Source organism: Rhizobium sp. SRDI969 (assembly GCF_025152725.1).
Lineage (GTDB): Bacteria > Pseudomonadota > Alphaproteobacteria > Rhizobiales > Rhizobiaceae > Rhizobium > Rhizobium leguminosarum_I.
Genome location: NZ_CP104038.1, coordinates 252,795 through 270,140, shown reverse-complemented (window position 1 = coordinate 270,140; position 17,346 = coordinate 252,795). Strand labels below are relative to the sequence as shown.

Below are 17,346 nucleotides of genomic sequence, written 5' to 3'. Positions count from 1 at the left end.
GCCGTGCACGGGTTGCCGGCTCATCCTCTCCGGCGCAGCCGTGAAATAATAATTGTCACAGCGAGCCCGGCGACGACCATGATGCTTCCCCAGAGAACCCAGATGCTTTGGTTGATCATGAAACTGGACGCGGGATAGGGAAAATAGCCGCTTCCCTGGGCGATCCAGATCAGTCCCAGGAGGATCATGAGCAGTCCAACGATGTATCCGACGGTTCGCGACATGTTTCGGCCCTTCCTTATGAATCGATGCCACAATGTCGATCGACGCCAGTCATGACAAGGCTTCTCTCCTGAGCGCTAGCATATTCGCGATGCAATGACGCGCCGGCCTCGGTCCGAATGTCATGTCCTGCCGACTTCATCCACCAGCCAGGTGCTGAGCCTCTCGCTGTGAATATTTGCCGATCGCGGCGGTATCAGCCAGTATCCGCGGTCGGGTGCCTCGAGCGGCCGCCCGGCTTCCACCAGCATATGTGTGGAGAGAAGCGTATCGACCAGGCCCATCCAGCCGATCGCCACGCCCTGCTCGCTGAGAGCGGCCTGGACGACCAGCGAATAGGTGTTGAAACTGACATCGCCGCGGCCGGCATGGAGATCGCGAATGACGGAGAATTCGGCAAAATAGCTTCGCCAGTCGAACCAGGGCGATGGCATTGGCGAGTCGAGATGGATCAGGATCGCTTTGGCAAGCTGCTGCGGATCGTCGAACGGGCCGTTGCGATCGAGAAAGCCTCGCGTGCAGACGGGCACGACCTTTTCCTGCAGCAGAAGCGATCCGATGGCGCCGAATTCCGCCCGCGTCCCGAAAACCACAACCACATCGGCGTCGTCACGAAGGCCGGGCTCAAGCCTCTGGGTGGCGACGATCTGTATATCCGTTTCGGGGTGAAGCAGGCGAAAGCCGTGCATGCGCGGGATCAGCCAAAGCGCTGAAAAAGCATAGTCGGTTCTCAGTCTGACGACCGGCCTTTGAGCCTCAGTGCGGAAACTGCGCGCCAGGGCATCGATGTCACCGACCGCCTTGGCCGCGACCTGGAAAAGCCGCTCCCCCTCCGCGGTCAACTCGACGCCGCGGTGTTGGCGGCGCAGCAGGGCAACGCCGAACTGCTCTTCCAGCCGCCGAATCTGATAGCTGACGGCCGGCTGCGTAAGGCCGAGACCTGCCGCTGCGGCCGAAAAGCTGCCGAGCCTTGCGACCTCCGTAAAGATGCGCATCGATCCCAGCTCAGGCGGGCGATCTCGCATAAAAATTCCTTTTGGCAACTATCGAAAAAAGCCAGCTTTACAGGCATGACAATACTGGCTTTGATAAGATCTGCAAATAGCAAGGGGCGACGTGCGCCTCAGCGGGACCTTCCCGGCCTTTGAGACCACAGGAGACAATTTCACATGGCGCGTCCGAATATTCTCATCCTGATGGTCGATCAGTTGAATGGCACTTTCTTTCCCGATGGCCCGGCCGATTTTCTGCATGCGCCGCATCTGAAATCATTGGCGGAGCGTTCCGTGCGTTTCACCAACGCCTATACCGCAAGCCCGCTCTGCGCACCGGCGCGGGCCTCCTTCATGTCCGGACAATTGCCAAGCCGAACCCGCGTCTATGACAATGCGGCGGAATTTGCCTCTGACATGCCGACCTATGCGCATCACCTGCGCGCGGCCGGGTACCAGACCGCACTTTCCGGCAAGATGCATTTCGTCGGCCCCGACCAGTTGCATGGTTTCGAGGAGCGTCTGACGACGGACATCTACCCGGCCGACTTCGGCTGGACGCCGGATTATAGCAAGCCCGGCGAACGCATAGACTGGTGGTATCACAATCTGGGTTCGGTCACCGGCGCCGGCATTGCCGAGATCACCAACCAGATGGAGTATGACGACGAGGTCGCCTACCACGCCGCCCGCAAGCTGTTCGATCTCTCGCGCGGACACGACGAGCGCCCCTGGTGCCTGACCGTCAGCTTCACCCATCCGCACGACCCCTATGTCGCGCGCCGCAAATTCTGGGACCTCTATGAGGATTGCCCGGCACTTGACCCGGCGGTAGCGCCGATTGCCTTCGAGCGCCAGGACCCGCACTCTCAGCGCCTGATGATAGCCTGCGATCACGATGCTTTCGACATCAGCGATGAGCAGATCAGGCGGGCAAGGCGCGGCTATTTCGCCAATATCTCCTATGTCGACGAGAAGATCGGCGACATTCTTGGCGTCCTGGAACGGAGCCGCATGGCTGAAAACACCATCGTCCTCTTCGCCTCCGACCATGGCGACATGCTCGGCGATCGCGGCCTCTGGTTCAAGATGAACTTCTTCGAAGGATCGGCCCGCGTTCCGCTGATGATTGCAGCACCCGGCTGGAAGGCCAGACGGATCGACCAGCCCGTCTCCACGCTCGACGTGACGCCGACGCTGGCAGGACTTGCCGGGATCGATATCGCCTCGCTGAAGCCATGGACCGAGGGCGAGAATCTCGCAGCGCTTGCCCAAGGCACCGGCAGCCGCGGCCCGGTCCCGATGGAATATGCCGCAGAGGGTTCCGAGGCGCCGCTCGTCTGTATCCGGGACGGACGATACAAACTCTCGCTTTGCGAGAAGGACCCGCCGATGCTGTTTAATCTCGAGGCCGATCCGCAGGAGCTCGACAATCTGGCGGCCGATCCGGCGCATGCCGAGATTTTGGCAAGGCTTGTCGAACAGGCCGGCCGGCGCTGGAACCTTGCCGATTTCGACGCAGCCGTGCGCGAAAGCCAGGCGCGCCGCTGGGTGGTTTACGCGGCGCTGCGCAATGGGGCCTATTATCCATGGGACTATCAGCCGTTGCAGAAAGCCTCGGAACGCTACATGCGCAATCACATGGATCTGAACGTGCTGGAGGAAAACCAAAGGTTCCCGCGCTAGAACAGGATGATTTTAGGCCGGGTCGGCCTAAAATCTGAATCCTGTTCTACATTATGTCGTTAGAGCATGATGTCGTCCGAAAACCGCTCATACTTTTTCGGCATCATGCTCTAGGGATGAGCGAGAAGTGCTTCTGATTTAAGCCGTCCTGCGCGCCGGCGACTCGCGCAGGAAATCCTCGATGAACGTCTTTTGCAGCAGGATGCCGTCCCATTCATCCGGGAAGAAGGACGAGTCGTAGATCAGCGTGAAGGGACCGGCATAACCGGCCCTCTCGCACATCTCCAGGCACGTGCGGTAGTCCTCGGCTTCGAGGCCGCTAACGCCGTAATCGGCCTTGGCATGGCAGATTTCCGCCCGGCCCATGATATCGGCAAGGCCCTGATATTTCGCCGGCGCCGCCCAGTTGCCGAGGTCACCGTTGAGGCCGACCCTGCCATCCAGCCGGTCCAGCAGCCAGTTCATCTCGACGGGGGACGGCAGCAGGTCGAACCAGTTCTCGACGACGACACGCACGCCGCTGCCTTCCGCCTTTTCGGCCAGCCAGTTCAGATGGCGGGCGGCGCGGGCGAGGTTTTCTTCCGTCGGCTTCTGCTTGCCGGCTATGACGCGCATCCTCTGCGCCCCGAGGGCTGCAGCGATGTCGATCCACTCCGCCATCCATCTGACGTCGCGTTCGGCGGTCTCGGGATGGCTCGGATCGCCGTCCTCGACCAGCAGCGTCTGGAACAACACGTTCGAGGCCGCCATCGCCTCGCGCAATTCGCTTATATAGGCGGCGTCGAGGCTCGGCAGATGGAAGGAACAGACCTCCAGCCGGTTGACGCCACGTGCCGTAAGCGCCGCCGGCACGTCGATCAGCACCGCGCCGCCTGGGCCATAGGGCTCTTTCGGCGCAGCGCTTTTGTCGGGATCGGGACTATAGGCGTGAACGGCGCCAAGCAGCCGATGCAGCGACCATGTCGAAACCGCGAAACGTCCGTTTTGCAAAACCTGCACTTGCTTTCCTCCGGGATCTCCTCACGCCATCAATGGCAACTAATTCCCGGCGGTTCAATTGCCAATTCAGGCAAAGTCGTCGCGGATGACCGGCTCGGCGGCAAGGGCGATCCCCAGGAGCGCCTCATCGCGATGGGCCGTGGCGGAAAGCAGCAGTCCAACAGGCATGCCAGCCTCGCCGGTGCCGCACGGAATGGAAACGCCGCACCAGTCGAGGAAATTGCCGAGCGCGGTGTTGCGCAACATCTTGTTGTTCGTCGCGAAGAACAGCTCGTCATCCTGCACCAGCGGCCCGATCGGCGGCGCGACATGGGCGACAGTGGGAAAGGCGAGCAGCCGGTCGCCGACCAGGAGCTCGACATCGGCGATCAGGCGGCTGCGCGCCTCGAGGATTCTGAGGTAATCGGGCAGCGTCGTCTTGCTTCCGAGACGGGTACGCAAGACGACACGGTGATCCATCCTGTCCGCGTCCGGTCCGGCCAAGCGTTCCTGATGAAGTGCGAAAGCCTCCGCCGTGACCAGCGGACCATATCTCGTCATCAGCTCGAAGATTTCGTCGAAGGCGGGGATGACGGTGCGGGCAACCTTGGCGCCGGCCTTTTGAAGACGTTCCAAAGCCGCCTCGAACGCGGCGACGACGCCGGGTTCCGCTCCGTCGAAGACGACATTTTCAGGCACGATGAGTTCCAGCCCTTGCAGGGGATGCGCAACGACATCAGGCGCGGTCAGGCCACGCATCGCCGCATCGATCCAGACCGCGTCCGTGACGTTGCGGCAGAGCGGTCCTAGCGAATCCAGGCTCTTTGCCAACGGATAGACGCCTGCCATCGCGTGGCGGCCACGCGTCGCCTTGTAGCCGACGATGCCGTTCAAGGCGGCGGGAATACGCACCGAGCCGCCAGTATCGGTGCCAATGGCGACCGGAACCAATCCGGCAGCGACGACGACACCAGCGCCCGAGGACGAGCCGCCCGGAATGCGCGGGAGATCAGTGCCGCGCGGATTTACCGGCGTGCCGTAATGCGGATTGATGCCGAGGCCGGAAAAGGCGAATTCGCTCATATTGGTGCGTCCGACGGCGACCATGCCCGCCTGCCTGAGCAAAGCGACGACAGCCGCATCGCGCTTGGCCGGCATATCCTTTGCCAGTACGACGGAACCGGCCGTCGTCGGCAAGCCTTCCATGTCGAAAAGATCCTTCCAGGCGATCGGAATGCCGTCCAGCAATCCAAGCGAGCGCCCCTCCCGCAGACGTCGCGACGAAGCGCGTGCCTCCGCCATCGCCCGGCTTTCGAGCAGTGTGGTGAAGACGGCCTTGTCGGCATAATGCGCGATGGAATCGAAGACCGCCTCCGCCACCTCGACCGGATCGGCCGCGCCAGCTTGAATGAGGACGGAAAGCTGCGCGACCGACATCGCGCCGAAGGATTTGCTCATGGGACTATCCAGAAAAAAGATGTTCCTCTCTGGACTACCCCGGATCATTCCGGTGAACCAGAGGTTCACGATATTTTGCATTTATTGGTACGATTTTTTGAACACTGAGTTTGAATATCGCCCCTTCAATTACCACGATCGAAGACACACATGCTGCACGCATGCGGAAGCGGTTCGGCGCGAGGGTAAGAGTCTGCTCTTAAGAGACCGGCTCCGCATGTGTTGCAGGAGTAATTAAAAATGACAGATTGTGAAACTTTGACCCGTCGCCAGGATATGGTGACCCTTCATGTAAAAGAAGACGAAACAGCCGGTTTAGGCGAGCGTGATTATGTAGACCATGTCAGCGCCCAGAAACTTTCGGCCTTCGAGCGCATTGTCGTGGTCGGAGCGCTGGTTCTCTTGAGCTTTGCGGGTTTTGCCGCCTATTCTTCCGGCAATACGGACCCGATGACGACATCGGCCATTGCCGTCACGGGCGGCGATAACATGCCGCCGCATCCGGCCTACGGCCATTGCCGCGACAGCAGCCCCTACGCTGAGAGGGTCTGCTAACAGGAAAGCTAGCTCGCCGGGCATGGAGACCTTGGCCCAGGCTGCATCGACAGCAGGAAAAGGGAAAAGGACCATGGCCGGTGAAATTGACTATAATCTCGATCGGTTCATCGATGCCCAAAACGGCGTCTACGAACAGGCGCTTTTAGAGCTGAAAGCCGGACGCAAGACGTCCCACTGGATGTGGTTCATCTTCCCGCAGATCGCCGGTCTCGGCACGTCGGCGATGGCCGAAAAATATGCGATCCGCTCGGCCGAGGAAGCCGCCGCCTATCTCGCCGATCCCATTCTCTCAAGCCGGCTGCTGCGCTGCGTCGAGGCGATCCTGTCCGTGAACGGCCGATCGGCGCACGAAATCCTGGGCTCACCCGACGACCTCAAGCTGCGCTCGTCGATGACCTTGTTTGCCGCGATCAGCGACCATGGTTCGCCCTTCCACCGGGTGATCGAGCATTTCTATCAGGGAAAATTCGACGCTCGGACGATGGAAATCCTTAGCGCCAGCACAGGATGATTTTAGGCCAGGCCGGCCTGGAATCTGAACACGTTCCAAAATGAAACAGTTAGCGGCCCGGCCTGCTCTCCAGCGTAGCGATTTCCTCGGAAATCTCGCTCAACCGCTGACGCAGATCGCTGTCGGTGCCATCATCGACTTCTTCCTCGCCGAAACAATAGCGCGCATCATGGAGCTCCAGCTTGGCTTCGAGCTCGGCGCGTTTGGCATACAGGCGTTTGAGATAGACGTAGTTCATCTCCCTGCCTCCACATCGCTCTCGGGTTAGTGTGAAAACGGCATGGAAGCAGTAAGGTTCCCCTCCCACACTTGCGGTGGTCAGGCGAAAGAAGCGATTGCCGCATGGCAGGCCTTGGCGAAATGGCCGCAGCAGCCGGCAGCACCCATAGCCTGGCGGCTGACACGCGCGCCTTCGAGCAGCAGCGTCAACGTATCGGCAAGAAGCTGGGGTTCGCGCGCGCCGGCCGCCGAACAGAGCGCGGCCAGGCGATCACGCTGTTCGGCCTTGTGCCGCTCGATCATTTCATGGGCGGGATGGCCCTCGCCCTTCAGCTCGATGGCAGCATTGGCAAGATCGCAACCGGCGGGCTCGCCGTTCAGACATTGCGCCCGCAACTCCACCCAGGCGTCCAGCTGGGCGCGCGGATTGCCGGGATAGGCCGCTTCCAGATCGCGCCAGATGGTACCCGCCTTTTCGGAGGCCCGGCGCAGCGTCTCACAGACGAGTTCGTCCTTCGAGCCGAAATGCCGGTAGAGCGTCATCTTGTTGGTCAGAGCCGCGTCGGCAATGGCATCGACGCCGATACCGCGGATGCCGCGCTCGCGGAAAAGCTCCGAGGCGGTCGAGACGATACGCTCCCGCGGCGGGATGCGATCTTCTGGAACGGCTGCGGAGATTTCATTCGAAGTTTCTGATTTTTTTGCGGACGTAGTCCTTGACATCAATGTGACCGATCGGTAACAAATGCATTGTTACTTACCGGTAACACCACAAAACGCGAAAGTCAATGCCGAGGGCATGGCAGCGGAAAGTGGAACACGGGCGACCGCCCACGAAAGGAGGACAACCATGAGAAAGACCAGAGACGACCTGACGATATCCGAAGCCCTTCACGACCCCCTGATCGCCATGGTGTTGCGCGCCGACGGCGTAAAGCTTGAAGACTTCAAGCAACTCCTGGAGACGGCCGCCCGCAAACGCGAACCGCGCTCGACTTCGGTGGGCAATATGATCGGAGCGCTTGCAAGCCGCGCCAATCTGCCGGCAATGCCCTGCTTCGGCTGAAGAAGCCGCCTGAACAGCTTGGGGATCTCTCCCTGCCCCCGTCAAGGGCTGCCGTCACAACCAGACGGCGGCCCTTGCCGCTTTAAAGCATGTCGCGCAGCGCAAGGATCGCGACGCGCTTTAGAGGATCGGCTTGCCGCCGGTGACCGCGATCGTCGTGCCGGAGATATAGCTCGACAAGGGATCGGCCAGCATCACATAGGCTGTCGCAAGCTCGGCCGGCTGTCCCGGCCGTTTCATCGGCACTTGCTTGCCGAAATTGCTGACGCTTTCTTCAGGCAGTGTCGAAGGGATGAGCGGCGTCCAGATTGGCCCGGGCGCCACCGCATTGGCGCGAATGCCTTTCTCGGCCAGAAGCTGAGCAAGGCCGGCGGTGAAATTCTGGATCGCACCCTTGGTCGTCGCATAGGCAAGCAGCGTCGGGTTCGGATTGTCCGAATTGATCGAAGCCGTATTGATGATGGCGCTGCCGGGCTTCATATGGGCGACGGCTGCCTTGGTCAGGTAGAACATCGAATGAATATTGACCTTGAAAGTCAATTCCCATTCCTCGTCGCTGATTTCGTCGATGCTCTTGAAGCTTGCCTGATGCGCGGCGTTGTTGACGAGAATGTCAATGCCGCCGAGCTCCTTGACCGCCGTCTCGACGATCTGCCTGCAGTGGGCGGGATCCTGGATGTCGCCGCTGACGAGAATGGCCTTGCGCCCAGCCTGCTCGACGAGCCGCTTGGTCTCGTCGGCATCCTCGTCCTCGTCGAGGTAGGAGATCACCAGATCGGCCCCTTCACGGGCATAAGCGATCGCCACGGCCCGGCCGATGCCGCTATCGCCGCCGGTGATAATCGCACGCTTGCCCTTCAGCCGCTCGGAACCGCGATAACTTTTTTCGCCATGATCGGGAACGGGGTCCATCTGTGCCGTGAAACCCGGCATCGGCTGTTTCTGAGAGGGAAAAGGTGGTGTGGGATAATTTGGCATCATGACCTCCTGGGTTGAGGGGGTCAAACTCGGACTGCGGCTTGTTGTTCCACGCCGAGCTGTCGCATCTGCCCACACGATCAACCTACAAGATGTTGCGATTTGCCATAGCCACCGCTATGCCATAGTAATGTAACATAACGGCGTTTTTCATGAGGTGCGTGGAATTGGACGGAAAGACATCCCCCCCGGTTTACTCCGAAGATGAGGGCGTTGCCGACGAGGCTGCTGGCAAGGGCGCGCGCCGCGCGCGTGTCAGCGGTATCGACCGGGCGCTTCAAGTGATCGACCATCTTTACGAGACCGGATCGCCTGCCGGCGTCTATGCCATCGCCAAGGCGGTGAAGGCGCCGCTATCGACCGTTTACGTCATCGTTGACGATCTCGTCGAGAAGAACATGCTGACACGTCAGGCGGACGGCTCGATCTGGCTCGGCGCGCGGCTCTACCATTACGGCCTTGCGTATGCCAGGTCGCTGGATTTCATGAGCATCGCCACCCACGAAATGCACGATCTCTGCCGCCAGGCCGGCGAAACCGTGCAGGTCTGCGGCCGCGACGGCGACTATATGCTGGTGCTGGCCATGGCCGACGGCCCGAGCCATTTTCAGGTGGCGTCCCGCGTCGGCACAAGGGTGCCGCTGAACTGGACGGCCTCCGGCCGCCTGCTCGTCGGCCACCTGGCGGAGGAGGAGCGCATCGAACTGTTCAAGCGCTGCGCCCGCTCTTCACCGACCGGCCGCGCCGAGATCGATCCGGGCACGTTGTCGGAAGCCGCCGGCAAGGCCTTCGAGTCTCGCCTGTCGATCCAGGCGGGGGAATCCGATTATGCGGTTGCCTGCATCGCCTCGCCGATCTGCGATCGCGACGGCCAGTGCGTCGCCACCATTTCCATCGTGCTGCCGGAACAGAAGGCCTTTTCCGACGAAAACCACTATACCGCCCATGTCCGCAGTTCAGCGGAACGGATCGAAAAGCTGATGGGCTGGCGCAACCGCTGAGCATTGCGCCCTTCGGTGGATCCTACCTATAGGAATAGCCGTGGCTGTGCCGCACCAGCTTGCGCGCCCGCGGCACATAGCGGCTGGCGGTAAAGGCATCCGCGCCCATCACCGCATAGCGCGGCTCGAACAGCTTGTTGAGGACCGACACGTCGCCGTTGGAATCCGTCGCCTCAAGATCGGAATCGACCAGGTCGAAAATGGTGAACTCCGCTTGCGAGCCGACCGAAAGCCCGTTCTCCATCGACAGCTTGATGACGGATGCCGGCGCATGGGTGACGGCTTCCACCACCTTGACGAAAGGCATGCCGACGCTGAGCAGCTTCGACATCGTGGTCGCCAGGTCCCAGACCGGGAAATTCATCGAGTGGCCGTGCAGGTCGGTCGAAATCGAGAACGGCAGAAGCCCGCGTGCGATCGCCGCCTCGGCGACCTTGAAGGAGAAGGAGGCGCCGCCATGGCCGATGTCGAGACGGATGCCCTCGGAGGCACAGCGCTCGGCGAGGTTGAAGAGGTCCTCGTCTTCCATGATGCTCGACCCGGCCTTGCCGTTGAAGCAATGGGTGACGACGTCGCCGGGTCGGAGGATCTCAAGCACCTCGTCATAAAGCGCCGGCGGCTCGCCGACATGCACCATCATCGGCACTTTCAAGATCTTGGCGATCTTCTTGCCGAGCTTGACCGGGGTGACGCCCCAGGACCCGGTGATGACATGGCTGGCGCGCACCTTGATGCCGACAATGTGCTCGCTGTTTGCCGCATAGACTTCGAGAATGCGGTCGAGATCGATATCACGGATATCCCGCAATTCCGCGACGCGGTTGCACGCGACGAGGCCGATCGAGCCGAGATTGAGGAAGGCCTTGATGCGCTCGCGCGAGGGCTCGATGATATATTCGCGGAAGCCATGGAAATTCGCCTCACCGGCCGAACCGGCATCGACCAGCGTGGTGACGCCGCGCTCGACGCCGCATTCGGACGGACGTATAGAAATATCGGTGCCGCCGTGCCAGATATGCACGTGCAGGTCGACCCAGCCGGGCGAAATGAAGGCGCCCTTGCCGTCGATGCGCACAACATCCTGCGAGACAGAAAGCGACGGACCGGTCTCGGCGATCCTGCCGTCGGCATTGACGAGAATGTCGATTGCCCCCTCTTGTGTGCCCGCACCAAAAGCCATCGGTTTGACATTGGTGAGGAGAAGCGGCTTCTTCGCCTGGTCGCCGGGCATGATATGCATTCCTTTCGAAGTCTCGGACCGGGATCACGCCTCGGCCATCCGGGTCATTATGGAAGAGCAATGGAAGCTAGAGATGGCCTCTCAGGGCGCCGTATCGGAAATTCCGTAACTATGATACATAAGGCTTTATAATAGAATAAAGCCGAAGAGGAAGCTGTCAAGGAAAATGACGCGGTCGTCGCGTAGACGAAACGTAAGCGGTGCGCTCCTTGCGAAGCGCGCCTTTTTCGAAGATCCGGTAAATTCGCCTTTATTTTCAATCCCGAAGAATCGAATAGTCAAGCCGTTCCAAGTGATCCGGATCGGCGATGGCGTCGATTGCGGCGATCCTGCCCTCGGCGATCGTCAGCGCCACCACGACGCGGAGCTGGCCCTTGATCTCCACGACGAATCCGAGCTCGCCGTCGACCATGGCGATTTCTGCCGCCTGCGCCCGCCCCTTGAAGGCTTCGGCCACGTGAGCCGCTCCGCGCGTTTCGCCAATGGTGCCGAAGCGGGCCGCCGTCGCATCCGGCCGGAAGACGACGTCAGGGGCAAGCACTGCGATCAATCCCTCCAGATCGCCGTTGCGCGACGCCGTGAGGAAGGCTTCGGCGATCGTCCGTTTGCGGCCGAAATCGACATCAGGCGTTTCGTCCACCCCCTGCACCCGGCGACGGGCGCGGCTTGCGAGCTGGCGGGTGGCGCCGGACGAGCGGCCGATGATCGGCGCGATCTCGTCGAAGGGCAGATCGAACATGTCGTGCAGCACGAAGGCGACACGTTCGGCGGGCGCCAGCGTCTGCAGCACGACGACCAGCGCCAGACCGACCGAATCGGCAAAGGCGGCTTCGCGCTCGGGATCGTTCGCGGGATCGGCGATCCCGCCATGAACAGGCGCCTCCAGCGGCTCCTCGCGCCGGGTCTTGCGGGTGCGCAGCATGTCGAGACAGATGCGCGCCACCACCGTCGTCAGCCAGCCGCCGAGATTGCCGACCCCTGTCGTGTCCGTGCGGCTGAGCCGCAGCCAGGCCTCCTGAACGGCGTCCTCCGCCTCGCTGCGCGAGCCGAGCATGCGATAGGCTGCGGCCCTCAGATGCGCTCTGTTCGCCTCGAACTCATCGGCCAGCCATTTTTTCTCGTCCATTTGTCACATTCCTCCGCTGCGTTCCGTCAAGGCCATGACGAATGAAACCCGGCCGATGTGACAGCCGCCGGATCGTCGAACCATAAACGCATCAAGGAGACATACCATGCAGGAAAAAATGGTCATGCAGGAGCGAATGGGAAATCCCGCCCTCGTCCTTCCCGCAGCCATGCAGGCGCTCAATGCTCTCAGCAAGGTGCCGGCCGAAACCGGCCTTTCACCGAAGCTGCTCGAACTCGTCAACCTGCGCGCCAGCCAGATCAACGGCTGCAGCGTCTGTGTCGACGGTCATCCCCGTATCGCAAAGAAGCTCGGCGAAACCGACGAAAGGCTCTTTGCCATCGGCGCCTGGCGCGACTCGCCCTATTTCAGCGATGCCGAGCGGGCAGCCCTTGCGCTGACCGAGGCGGTGACCCGCATCAGCGACCGCGCCGACCCGGTGCCGGATGATATCTGGGACGAGGCGACCCGACATTATAACGGCAGGAGCCTTGCGGCACTCGTCATCGCCATCGCCAACATCAATGTCTGGAACCGGCTGAACATCGCCACCCGCCAGATCGCCGGGGCCTGGAAGCCGTAAACGGCGAGGTTGCCGGCAGCGCGTCACCCCTGCGCTGCCGGCAACCCACATCCCTAATCAGCATGGCTTCAGGCCATGCGAGACAATCAGCCGTTCAAATGATGCCGCCGCCGCCGGCAGCGGATGCCGGACGTTCGGCCGCCACTTGTCTGCGATAGCCGCTGGCGCGGTAGACGGCGATCGGGTCGATCGCGCCGCCGGCCCTGCGGCGGGCTTCGGCCAGAATCGGTTCGACATCGGCGCGATAGGCGCGCTTCAGAGTTTCCGACGCCATCAGCGCGTCGTTGTCGTCCTGGTAACCGGAGAGCGCCTTGCGATCGACGAGCAGCGCCTGCGCATAGGCGCGGCGGATTTCGTTGGCGCTGTTGATCAGGCTTTCGATCGGGTCGGTGACATTGTGCGACTGGTCGATCATATGGGCCGGGTTGAAGTCGTTGACGCCGCGCTGCTCGGCGTCGACCAGCTCGTTGAAGACGAGGAACAGCCGGTAGGGATCGATTGAGCCGGCGTCGAGATCGTCATCGCCATATTTCGAATCGTTGAAGTGGAAACCGCCGAGCTTGCCGAACTGGATCAGCCGGGCGACTATCATCTCGATATTAGTGTTCGGCGCATGGTGGCCGAGATCGACGAGGCAATAGGCCTTGGGACCGAGCGTCTGGGCGATCAGGTAGTTGGTGCCCCAATCCTGGACGATGGTGGAATAGAAGGCCGGCTCGTACATCTTGTGCTCGGAGAACAGCTTCCAATCATCGGGCAACGCCTTGTAAATGTCAGCCATCGAGGCGAGGTAACGCTCGAAAGCCTTGGTGAAATGGCTCTGGCCGGGGAAGTTCGAGCCGTCGCCGATCCAGACCGTCAGCGCCTTGGAGCCGAGCGCCTTGCCGATCTCGATACATTCGAGATTGTGCTCGACCGCCTGCGCCCGTGTCGCCGCGTCGGTGTGGCTCAGCGAGCCGTATTTGTAGGAATGGGCCTGGCCGGGCGCATCGGAAAAGGTGTTGGAATTTATCGCGTCGAAGCCGAGGCCGAGCGCGTCGCCCTTGGCCTTCAATTCGCTAGCATCCGCCTTGTCCCAGGGGATATGCAGCGAGACGTTCGGCGTCGCCTGCGTCAGCTGGTTGATGACGGCGCAATCGTCGAGCTTGTCGAAGATGCCGCGCGGCTCGCCGGTGCCGGGGAAACGGGCAAAACGCGTGCCGCCGGTGCCGACACCCCAGGAGGGAACGGCAACGAAGAATTCCGCAACCTTGCGGGTGACCGCCTCGATATCGACGCCGCGACGGGCAAGCGTCGCGCCCAGCGCTTCATAGTCGGCTTTCAGCGCCGCTACCCGCTTGTCGTTATCCGTCGCAACCAGATCCTGCGCGATCCTGAATTCGGCCATGTCTTCCTCCCGATTATGCAATTTAAACATTGGGACTTTGTCGTGGGACAGCCCCTCATCCGCCTGCCGGCACCTTCTCTCCGTTCAGACGGGGAGAAGGGGATATGCCGCACCGTCTCCGTCTCACTCCAACATTTCGTTGGGCAAATCCCCTCTCCCCGTCATGACGGGGAGAGGGTTAGGATGAGGGGCAGACGCACCCGCCCCATCAAAAATCACCGCGTAAAACTCTGCACGTTGCCGGCATCGACGTTGATGATGTTGCCGGTCGATTTTGCCGAGAGGTCCGATGCGAGGAAATAGATCGCCTCGGCGATATCTTCCGGAAACACGTTGAGTTTCAGCATCGAACGCTTGCGGTAATGCTCCTCGAGATCGTCCACCTCGATCTTGGACGAGGCGGCGCGCTGCTCGCGCCATTCGCCGCTCCAGATCTTCGAACCGCGCAGGACGGCATCCGGGTTGACGGTGTTGACACGGATGCCGGCATCCGCACCTTCCAGCGCCAGGCAGCGGGCAAGATGGATTTCGGCAGCCTTTGCCGTGCAATAGGCAGATGCATTCGGCGAGGCGGCAAGACCGTTTTTCGAAGCGACGAAGACGACGTTGCCGCCGAGCGCCTGGCGGCGGAAGAGCCGGAAGGCTTCGCGCGAGACGAGGAAATAGCCGGTCGCGAGAATATCGATATTGCGGTTCCACGTCGACAGTTCGGTCGCTTCGATCGGTGCGGAGGAGGCAATGCCGGCATTCGAGACGAGGATATCGATGCCGCCGAATTCGACGCAGGCTTCCGCGAAGGAGGCGATCACCGCATCTTCCTTGGTGACGTCGAGCCGGACGCTACGCACGGCGTCAGCGCCGAACTTCTTGACGAAATCGGCTTCGGTGCCTTCGAGCGCTGCCTGGTCGATATCGGCAAGCACCACGCAGGCGCCTTCGCCGACGAGGCGCGCGGCCGTCGCGCGGCCGATGCCACCGGCGCCGCCGGTGACGAAGGCGACGCGGCCGGCAAGGCCCTTCGGCTTCGGCATGCGCTGCAGCTTGGCTTCTTCGAGCAGCCAATATTCGATGTCGAAAGCTTCCTGCTCGGGCAGTCCCTGATATTCGGAGACCGTCGAGGCGCCACGCATGACGTTGATGGCGTTGACGTAGAATTCGCTGGCAATGCGGGCCGTCGCCTTGTCGCGGGCAAAAGACAGCATACCGACGCCGGGTACCAGGAAGATGACGGGATTGGCGTCGCGCATGGCGGGCGAATTGTCATGCTTGCAGTCGTTGTAGTAGCGGGCGTAGTCGGCGCGGTAGTCCTCCAGCGCCTTGTCGAGACCGGCGACGATCGCGTCGACATCCGGCTTGGCCGGGTCGAAATCGACGATCAGCGGGCGGATCTTGGTGCGCAGGAAATGGTCAGGGCAGCTGGTGCCGAGCGCGCCGAGCGGGCGCAGATCGCTGGAATTGACGAATTCGAGCACGGCGTCCTGATCGTCGAAATGACCAAGCTTGCGCTCCTGCTTGCCGATGCGGCCGCGGATCTCCGGCATCAGCCGGGCGGCGATGGCGCGGCGTTCGGCTACAGCCAAGCTCTGCGTGACCGCGCCGCCGAAAATCGTCTTGCCTTCGGTCTTTTCAGCGAACCAGACGATCGCCTTGTTGATGATATCGAGCGTTAGCTCGTAGCAGGCTTTCGCATCGTTCGCCCAGGTAAAGAGGCCATGGCTTTCGAGCACCACGCCCTTGGCATTCGGATTTGCGGCAACGAAAGCGCCGAGATCGAGGCCGAGCTGGAAGCCCGGACGGCGCCAGGGCAGCCAGCCGATCTCGTCGCCGAAGATCTGCTGCGTCAATTCCTTGGAATTCCTCGATGCAGCGATCGCGATGATCGCATCGGGATGCATGTGGTCGACATGGGTGAAAGGCACGAAACCGTGCAGCGGCGTGTCGATTGAGGCAGCGCGGGCATTCAGGTTGAAGGTGCAGTGCGGCAGGAAGCCGACCATGCGGTCCTCGTCCTCGACACCCTTGTAGATGCCCTTTAGCGATTCCAGCTTGTCTTGGTAGAGCGTCGCGAAACCGTCGAGCTTGATCGTGCCGACGTCGCCGCCCGAGCCCTTGACCCAGAGCACCTTGACCTTGCCGCCGGTCAGCGGATCGGTTTCCATCACCTTCGCCGAGGTGTTGCCGCCGCCATAATTGGTGATGCGCTTGTCGGCGCCGAGCAGGTTGGAGCGATAGAGCAGTTTGCCAGGCTCATCGAGGCCTGCCGCGTAAGCCTCATCCCACCGGTTTTCCAGAAGCCGGACGTTCGCCGCCATGTCATCCTCCCATATGAAATCTTCATCGAGACGCAAAGTTCGCGCCGCTTTTCGCTCACGGTATCGCGCATTAAAATGGAGGTTGTCAATCGAAAACGATCAAATTCGATTATTGTGCAGCGCAATATGAAAATTTATGATCGTTTTTGATTGACACATTGTCATATGTGCGAAATAAACGGTTCAAGGAGGAGCCCCATGCACGAACGCGAACGCCATCGCATCATACTGAGCGCCGTTCAGGAAAAGTCCGTCGTGACGGTTCAGGATATTTCCGAACTGACCGAGGCTTCCGAGGCGACGATTCGGCGCGACATCGCGGCTCTTCATGTCCAGGGCAAGATCCGGCGTGTGCGCGGCGGCGCCGAAGCGGTGCATCCGCCGCAGCTCGGAAATCTCGCCGGGCGCCCCTTCCGCGTTTCGGAATCGGTCAATATCGATAAGAAGCGCGCAATCGCACGCCAGGCGGTCGAGCTTTGCGATCCGGGCGACGCGATCATCATCAACGGTGGCACGACCACCTTCCAGATGGTGCATTTCATGGCGGCGCACCGCCTGCAGGTGATGACCAATTCTTTCGCGATCGCCGAACATCTGGTCAAGCACTCGAAGAACACGGTGACGGTGCCGGGCGGCGCGATCTATCGCGAGCAGAGCCTGATCCTCTCCCCCTTCGACAATGACGCGATCCGCAATTTCTACGCCCGCCGCTTCTTCATCGGCGCGCAGGGCATCGGCCCGCTCGGCATCATGGAAGCCGACGCGCTGATCATCCAGAGCGAGCAGAAGCTGATGCATCAGGCCGACGAACTGGTCGTCATGGCCGATTCCAGCAAATTCCATCGCCGGTCGAGCCTCATTCTGTGCCCGCTCGAGCGTGTGTCTACCATCATCACCGATGACGGCATTCCAGAGGAAGCCGCCAGGATGATCGAGAATGCCGGCATCAGGCTCATTGTCGCGAGCCCGGTCGCCCAGGCAATCAAGGAGGATTCCTCGTCGGTCGCATAAGGCGCCGGGGAGGTGTGA

Annotated in this window: 18 protein-coding genes; 7 read left to right on the top strand and 11 right to left on the bottom strand. The window is 61.3% G+C overall.

The window, feature by feature from the left end:
- Positions 1 to 20 precede the first annotated feature (20 nt).
- Together N2A41_RS30950 and N2A41_RS30945 are read right to left on the bottom strand one after the other, a co-directional pair.
- Positions 21 to 224: a hypothetical protein gene (locus N2A41_RS30950; RefSeq protein ID WP_026154593.1), complete on the bottom strand. Its 204-nt coding sequence runs from the start codon at positions 222 to 224 to the stop codon at positions 21 to 23.
- A gap of 120 nt (positions 225 to 344) precedes the next feature.
- On the bottom strand, positions 345 to 1,247 hold the full coding sequence (locus tag N2A41_RS30945; protein WP_170260461.1) for a choline sulfate utilization transcriptional regulator: 903 nt from the start codon (positions 1,245 to 1,247) through the stop codon (positions 345 to 347).
- A gap of 144 nt (positions 1,248 to 1,391) precedes the next feature.
- Here N2A41_RS30945 and betC point away from each other — a divergent pair, with 144 nt between their 5' ends.
- On the top strand, positions 1,392 to 2,900 hold the full coding sequence (betC, locus tag N2A41_RS30940; RefSeq protein WP_260111843.1) for a choline-sulfatase: 1,509 nt from the start codon (positions 1,392 to 1,394) through the stop codon (positions 2,898 to 2,900).
- 138 nt (positions 2,901 to 3,038) lie between these two features.
- Here betC and N2A41_RS30935 read toward each other — a convergent pair whose 3' ends face one another.
- Together N2A41_RS30935 and N2A41_RS30930 are read right to left on the bottom strand one after the other, a co-directional pair.
- Positions 3,039 to 3,899: a sugar phosphate isomerase/epimerase family protein gene (locus N2A41_RS30935; RefSeq protein WP_260111842.1), complete on the bottom strand. Its 861-nt coding sequence runs from the start codon at positions 3,897 to 3,899 to the stop codon at positions 3,039 to 3,041.
- A gap of 66 nt (positions 3,900 to 3,965) precedes the next feature.
- Complete coding sequence (locus N2A41_RS30930; protein ID WP_260111841.1) at positions 3,966 to 5,336, bottom strand: amidase; 1,371 nt, start codon at positions 5,334 to 5,336, stop codon at positions 3,966 to 3,968.
- 276 nt (positions 5,337 to 5,612) lie between these two features.
- Here N2A41_RS30930 and N2A41_RS30925 point away from each other — a divergent pair, with 276 nt between their 5' ends.
- Complete coding sequence (locus N2A41_RS30925; RefSeq protein ID WP_017968391.1) at positions 5,613 to 5,891, top strand: hypothetical protein; 279 nt, start codon at positions 5,613 to 5,615, stop codon at positions 5,889 to 5,891.
- A 73-nt stretch (positions 5,892 to 5,964) separates the two neighbouring features.
- On the top strand, positions 5,965 to 6,405 hold the full coding sequence (locus N2A41_RS30920; protein ID WP_162115321.1) for a DUF1810 domain-containing protein: 441 nt from the start codon (positions 5,965 to 5,967) through the stop codon (positions 6,403 to 6,405).
- A gap of 49 nt (positions 6,406 to 6,454) precedes the next feature.
- Here N2A41_RS30920 and N2A41_RS30915 read toward each other — a convergent pair whose 3' ends face one another.
- The gene (locus N2A41_RS30915; RefSeq protein WP_003547852.1) at positions 6,455 to 6,643 is read right to left on the bottom strand and encodes a hypothetical protein; all 189 of its coding nucleotides are present in this window, start codon (positions 6,641 to 6,643) and stop codon (positions 6,455 to 6,457) included.
- Positions 6,644 to 6,723: 80 nt separating this feature from the next.
- Complete coding sequence (locus tag N2A41_RS30910; protein WP_017968388.1) at positions 6,724 to 7,347, bottom strand: TetR/AcrR family transcriptional regulator; 624 nt, start codon at positions 7,345 to 7,347, stop codon at positions 6,724 to 6,726.
- A gap of 127 nt (positions 7,348 to 7,474) precedes the next feature.
- On the opposite strand from N2A41_RS30910, the gene N2A41_RS30905 reads away from it, so the two are divergent.
- Positions 7,475 to 7,690: a hypothetical protein gene (locus N2A41_RS30905; protein WP_222360358.1), complete on the top strand. Its 216-nt coding sequence runs from the start codon at positions 7,475 to 7,477 to the stop codon at positions 7,688 to 7,690.
- Positions 7,691 to 7,810: 120 nt separating this feature from the next.
- Here the strand turns inward: N2A41_RS30905 and N2A41_RS30900 are convergent, their stop codons facing one another.
- Positions 7,811 to 8,668 (bottom strand): SDR family oxidoreductase, encoded by an 858-nt coding sequence (locus N2A41_RS30900; RefSeq protein ID WP_170260465.1) that lies wholly within the window; start codon positions 8,666 to 8,668, stop codon positions 7,811 to 7,813.
- A 152-nt stretch (positions 8,669 to 8,820) separates the two neighbouring features.
- Here N2A41_RS30900 and N2A41_RS30895 point away from each other — a divergent pair, with 152 nt between their 5' ends.
- Positions 8,821 to 9,669, top strand: coding sequence for an IclR family transcriptional regulator (locus N2A41_RS30895; RefSeq protein ID WP_032985793.1), 849 nt, complete (start codon positions 8,821 to 8,823; stop codon positions 9,667 to 9,669).
- A gap of 22 nt (positions 9,670 to 9,691) precedes the next feature.
- On the opposite strand, the gene N2A41_RS30890 is transcribed toward N2A41_RS30895, so the two are convergent.
- Both N2A41_RS30890 and N2A41_RS30885 read right to left on the bottom strand, forming a co-directional pair.
- Entirely contained in the window at positions 9,692 to 10,900 is a 1,209-nt protein-coding gene (locus tag N2A41_RS30890; RefSeq protein WP_260111840.1) for an amidohydrolase/deacetylase family metallohydrolase, read from the bottom strand.
- A gap of 265 nt (positions 10,901 to 11,165) precedes the next feature.
- Positions 11,166 to 12,035, bottom strand: coding sequence for a sigma-70 family RNA polymerase sigma factor (locus N2A41_RS30885; RefSeq protein WP_260111839.1), 870 nt, complete (start codon positions 12,033 to 12,035; stop codon positions 11,166 to 11,168).
- Positions 12,036 to 12,159: 124 nt separating this feature from the next.
- Between N2A41_RS30885 and N2A41_RS30880 the strand changes: the two genes are divergently transcribed.
- On the top strand, positions 12,160 to 12,618 hold the full coding sequence (locus N2A41_RS30880; RefSeq protein WP_260112011.1) for a carboxymuconolactone decarboxylase family protein: 459 nt from the start codon (positions 12,160 to 12,162) through the stop codon (positions 12,616 to 12,618).
- 94 nt (positions 12,619 to 12,712) lie between these two features.
- On the opposite strand, the gene rhaI is transcribed toward N2A41_RS30880, so the two are convergent.
- The gene (rhaI, locus tag N2A41_RS30875; protein WP_260111838.1) at positions 12,713 to 14,005 is read right to left on the bottom strand and encodes an L-rhamnose catabolism isomerase; all 1,293 of its coding nucleotides are present in this window, start codon (positions 14,003 to 14,005) and stop codon (positions 12,713 to 12,715) included.
- 215 nt (positions 14,006 to 14,220) lie between these two features.
- A complete protein-coding gene (locus N2A41_RS30870) occupies positions 14,221 to 16,317 on the bottom strand; it encodes a bifunctional rhamnulose-1-phosphate aldolase/short-chain dehydrogenase (protein ID WP_170258345.1) in 2,097 nt (698 codons plus the stop codon).
- A 198-nt stretch (positions 16,318 to 16,515) separates the two neighbouring features.
- On the opposite strand from N2A41_RS30870, the gene N2A41_RS30865 reads away from it, so the two are divergent.
- Positions 16,516 to 17,328 carry a DeoR/GlpR family DNA-binding transcription regulator gene (locus tag N2A41_RS30865; protein ID WP_170277693.1) on the top strand — a complete coding sequence of 271 codons (813 nt, stop codon included), beginning with the start codon at positions 16,516 to 16,518 and terminating at the stop codon, positions 17,326 to 17,328.
- The last annotated feature ends 18 nt before the right edge of the window (positions 17,329 to 17,346 follow it).

Bases quoted from the DNA above. Each gene is read 5' to 3' on its own strand.
- N2A41_RS30950 (WP_026154593.1), bottom strand. From the start codon at position 224: ATGTCGCGAACCGTCGGATACATCGTTGGACTGCTCATGATCCTCCTG.
- N2A41_RS30945 (WP_170260461.1), bottom strand. From the start codon at position 1,247: ATGCGAGATCGCCCGCCTGAGCTGGGATCGATGCGCATCTTTACGGAG.
- betC (WP_260111843.1), top strand. From the start codon at position 1,392: ATGGCGCGTCCGAATATTCTCATCCTGATGGTCGATCAGTTGAATGGC.
- N2A41_RS30930 (WP_260111841.1), bottom strand. From the start codon at position 5,336: ATGAGCAAATCCTTCGGCGCGATGTCGGTCGCGCAGCTTTCCGTCCTC.
- N2A41_RS30925 (WP_017968391.1), top strand. From the start codon at position 5,613: ATGGTGACCCTTCATGTAAAAGAAGACGAAACAGCCGGTTTAGGCGAG.
- N2A41_RS30920 (WP_162115321.1), top strand. From the start codon at position 5,965: ATGGCCGGTGAAATTGACTATAATCTCGATCGGTTCATCGATGCCCAA.
- N2A41_RS30915 (WP_003547852.1), bottom strand. From the start codon at position 6,643: ATGAACTACGTCTATCTCAAACGCCTGTATGCCAAACGCGCCGAGCTC.
- N2A41_RS30910 (WP_017968388.1), bottom strand. From the start codon at position 7,347: ATGTCAAGGACTACGTCCGCAAAAAAATCAGAAACTTCGAATGAAATC.
- N2A41_RS30905 (WP_222360358.1), top strand. From the start codon at position 7,475: ATGAGAAAGACCAGAGACGACCTGACGATATCCGAAGCCCTTCACGAC.
- N2A41_RS30900 (WP_170260465.1), bottom strand. From the start codon at position 8,668: ATGCCAAATTATCCCACACCACCTTTTCCCTCTCAGAAACAGCCGATG.
- N2A41_RS30895 (WP_032985793.1), top strand. From the start codon at position 8,821: ATGAGGTGCGTGGAATTGGACGGAAAGACATCCCCCCCGGTTTACTCC.
- N2A41_RS30890 (WP_260111840.1), bottom strand. From the start codon at position 10,900: ATGCCCGGCGACCAGGCGAAGAAGCCGCTTCTCCTCACCAATGTCAAA.
- N2A41_RS30885 (WP_260111839.1), bottom strand. From the start codon at position 12,035: ATGGACGAGAAAAAATGGCTGGCCGATGAGTTCGAGGCGAACAGAGCG.
- N2A41_RS30880 (WP_260112011.1), top strand. From the start codon at position 12,160: ATGCAGGAGCGAATGGGAAATCCCGCCCTCGTCCTTCCCGCAGCCATG.
- rhaI (WP_260111838.1), bottom strand. From the start codon at position 14,005: ATGGCCGAATTCAGGATCGCGCAGGATCTGGTTGCGACGGATAACGAC.
- N2A41_RS30870 (WP_170258345.1), bottom strand. From the start codon at position 16,317: ATGGCGGCGAACGTCCGGCTTCTGGAAAACCGGTGGGATGAGGCTTAC.
- N2A41_RS30865 (WP_170277693.1), top strand. From the start codon at position 16,516: ATGCACGAACGCGAACGCCATCGCATCATACTGAGCGCCGTTCAGGAA.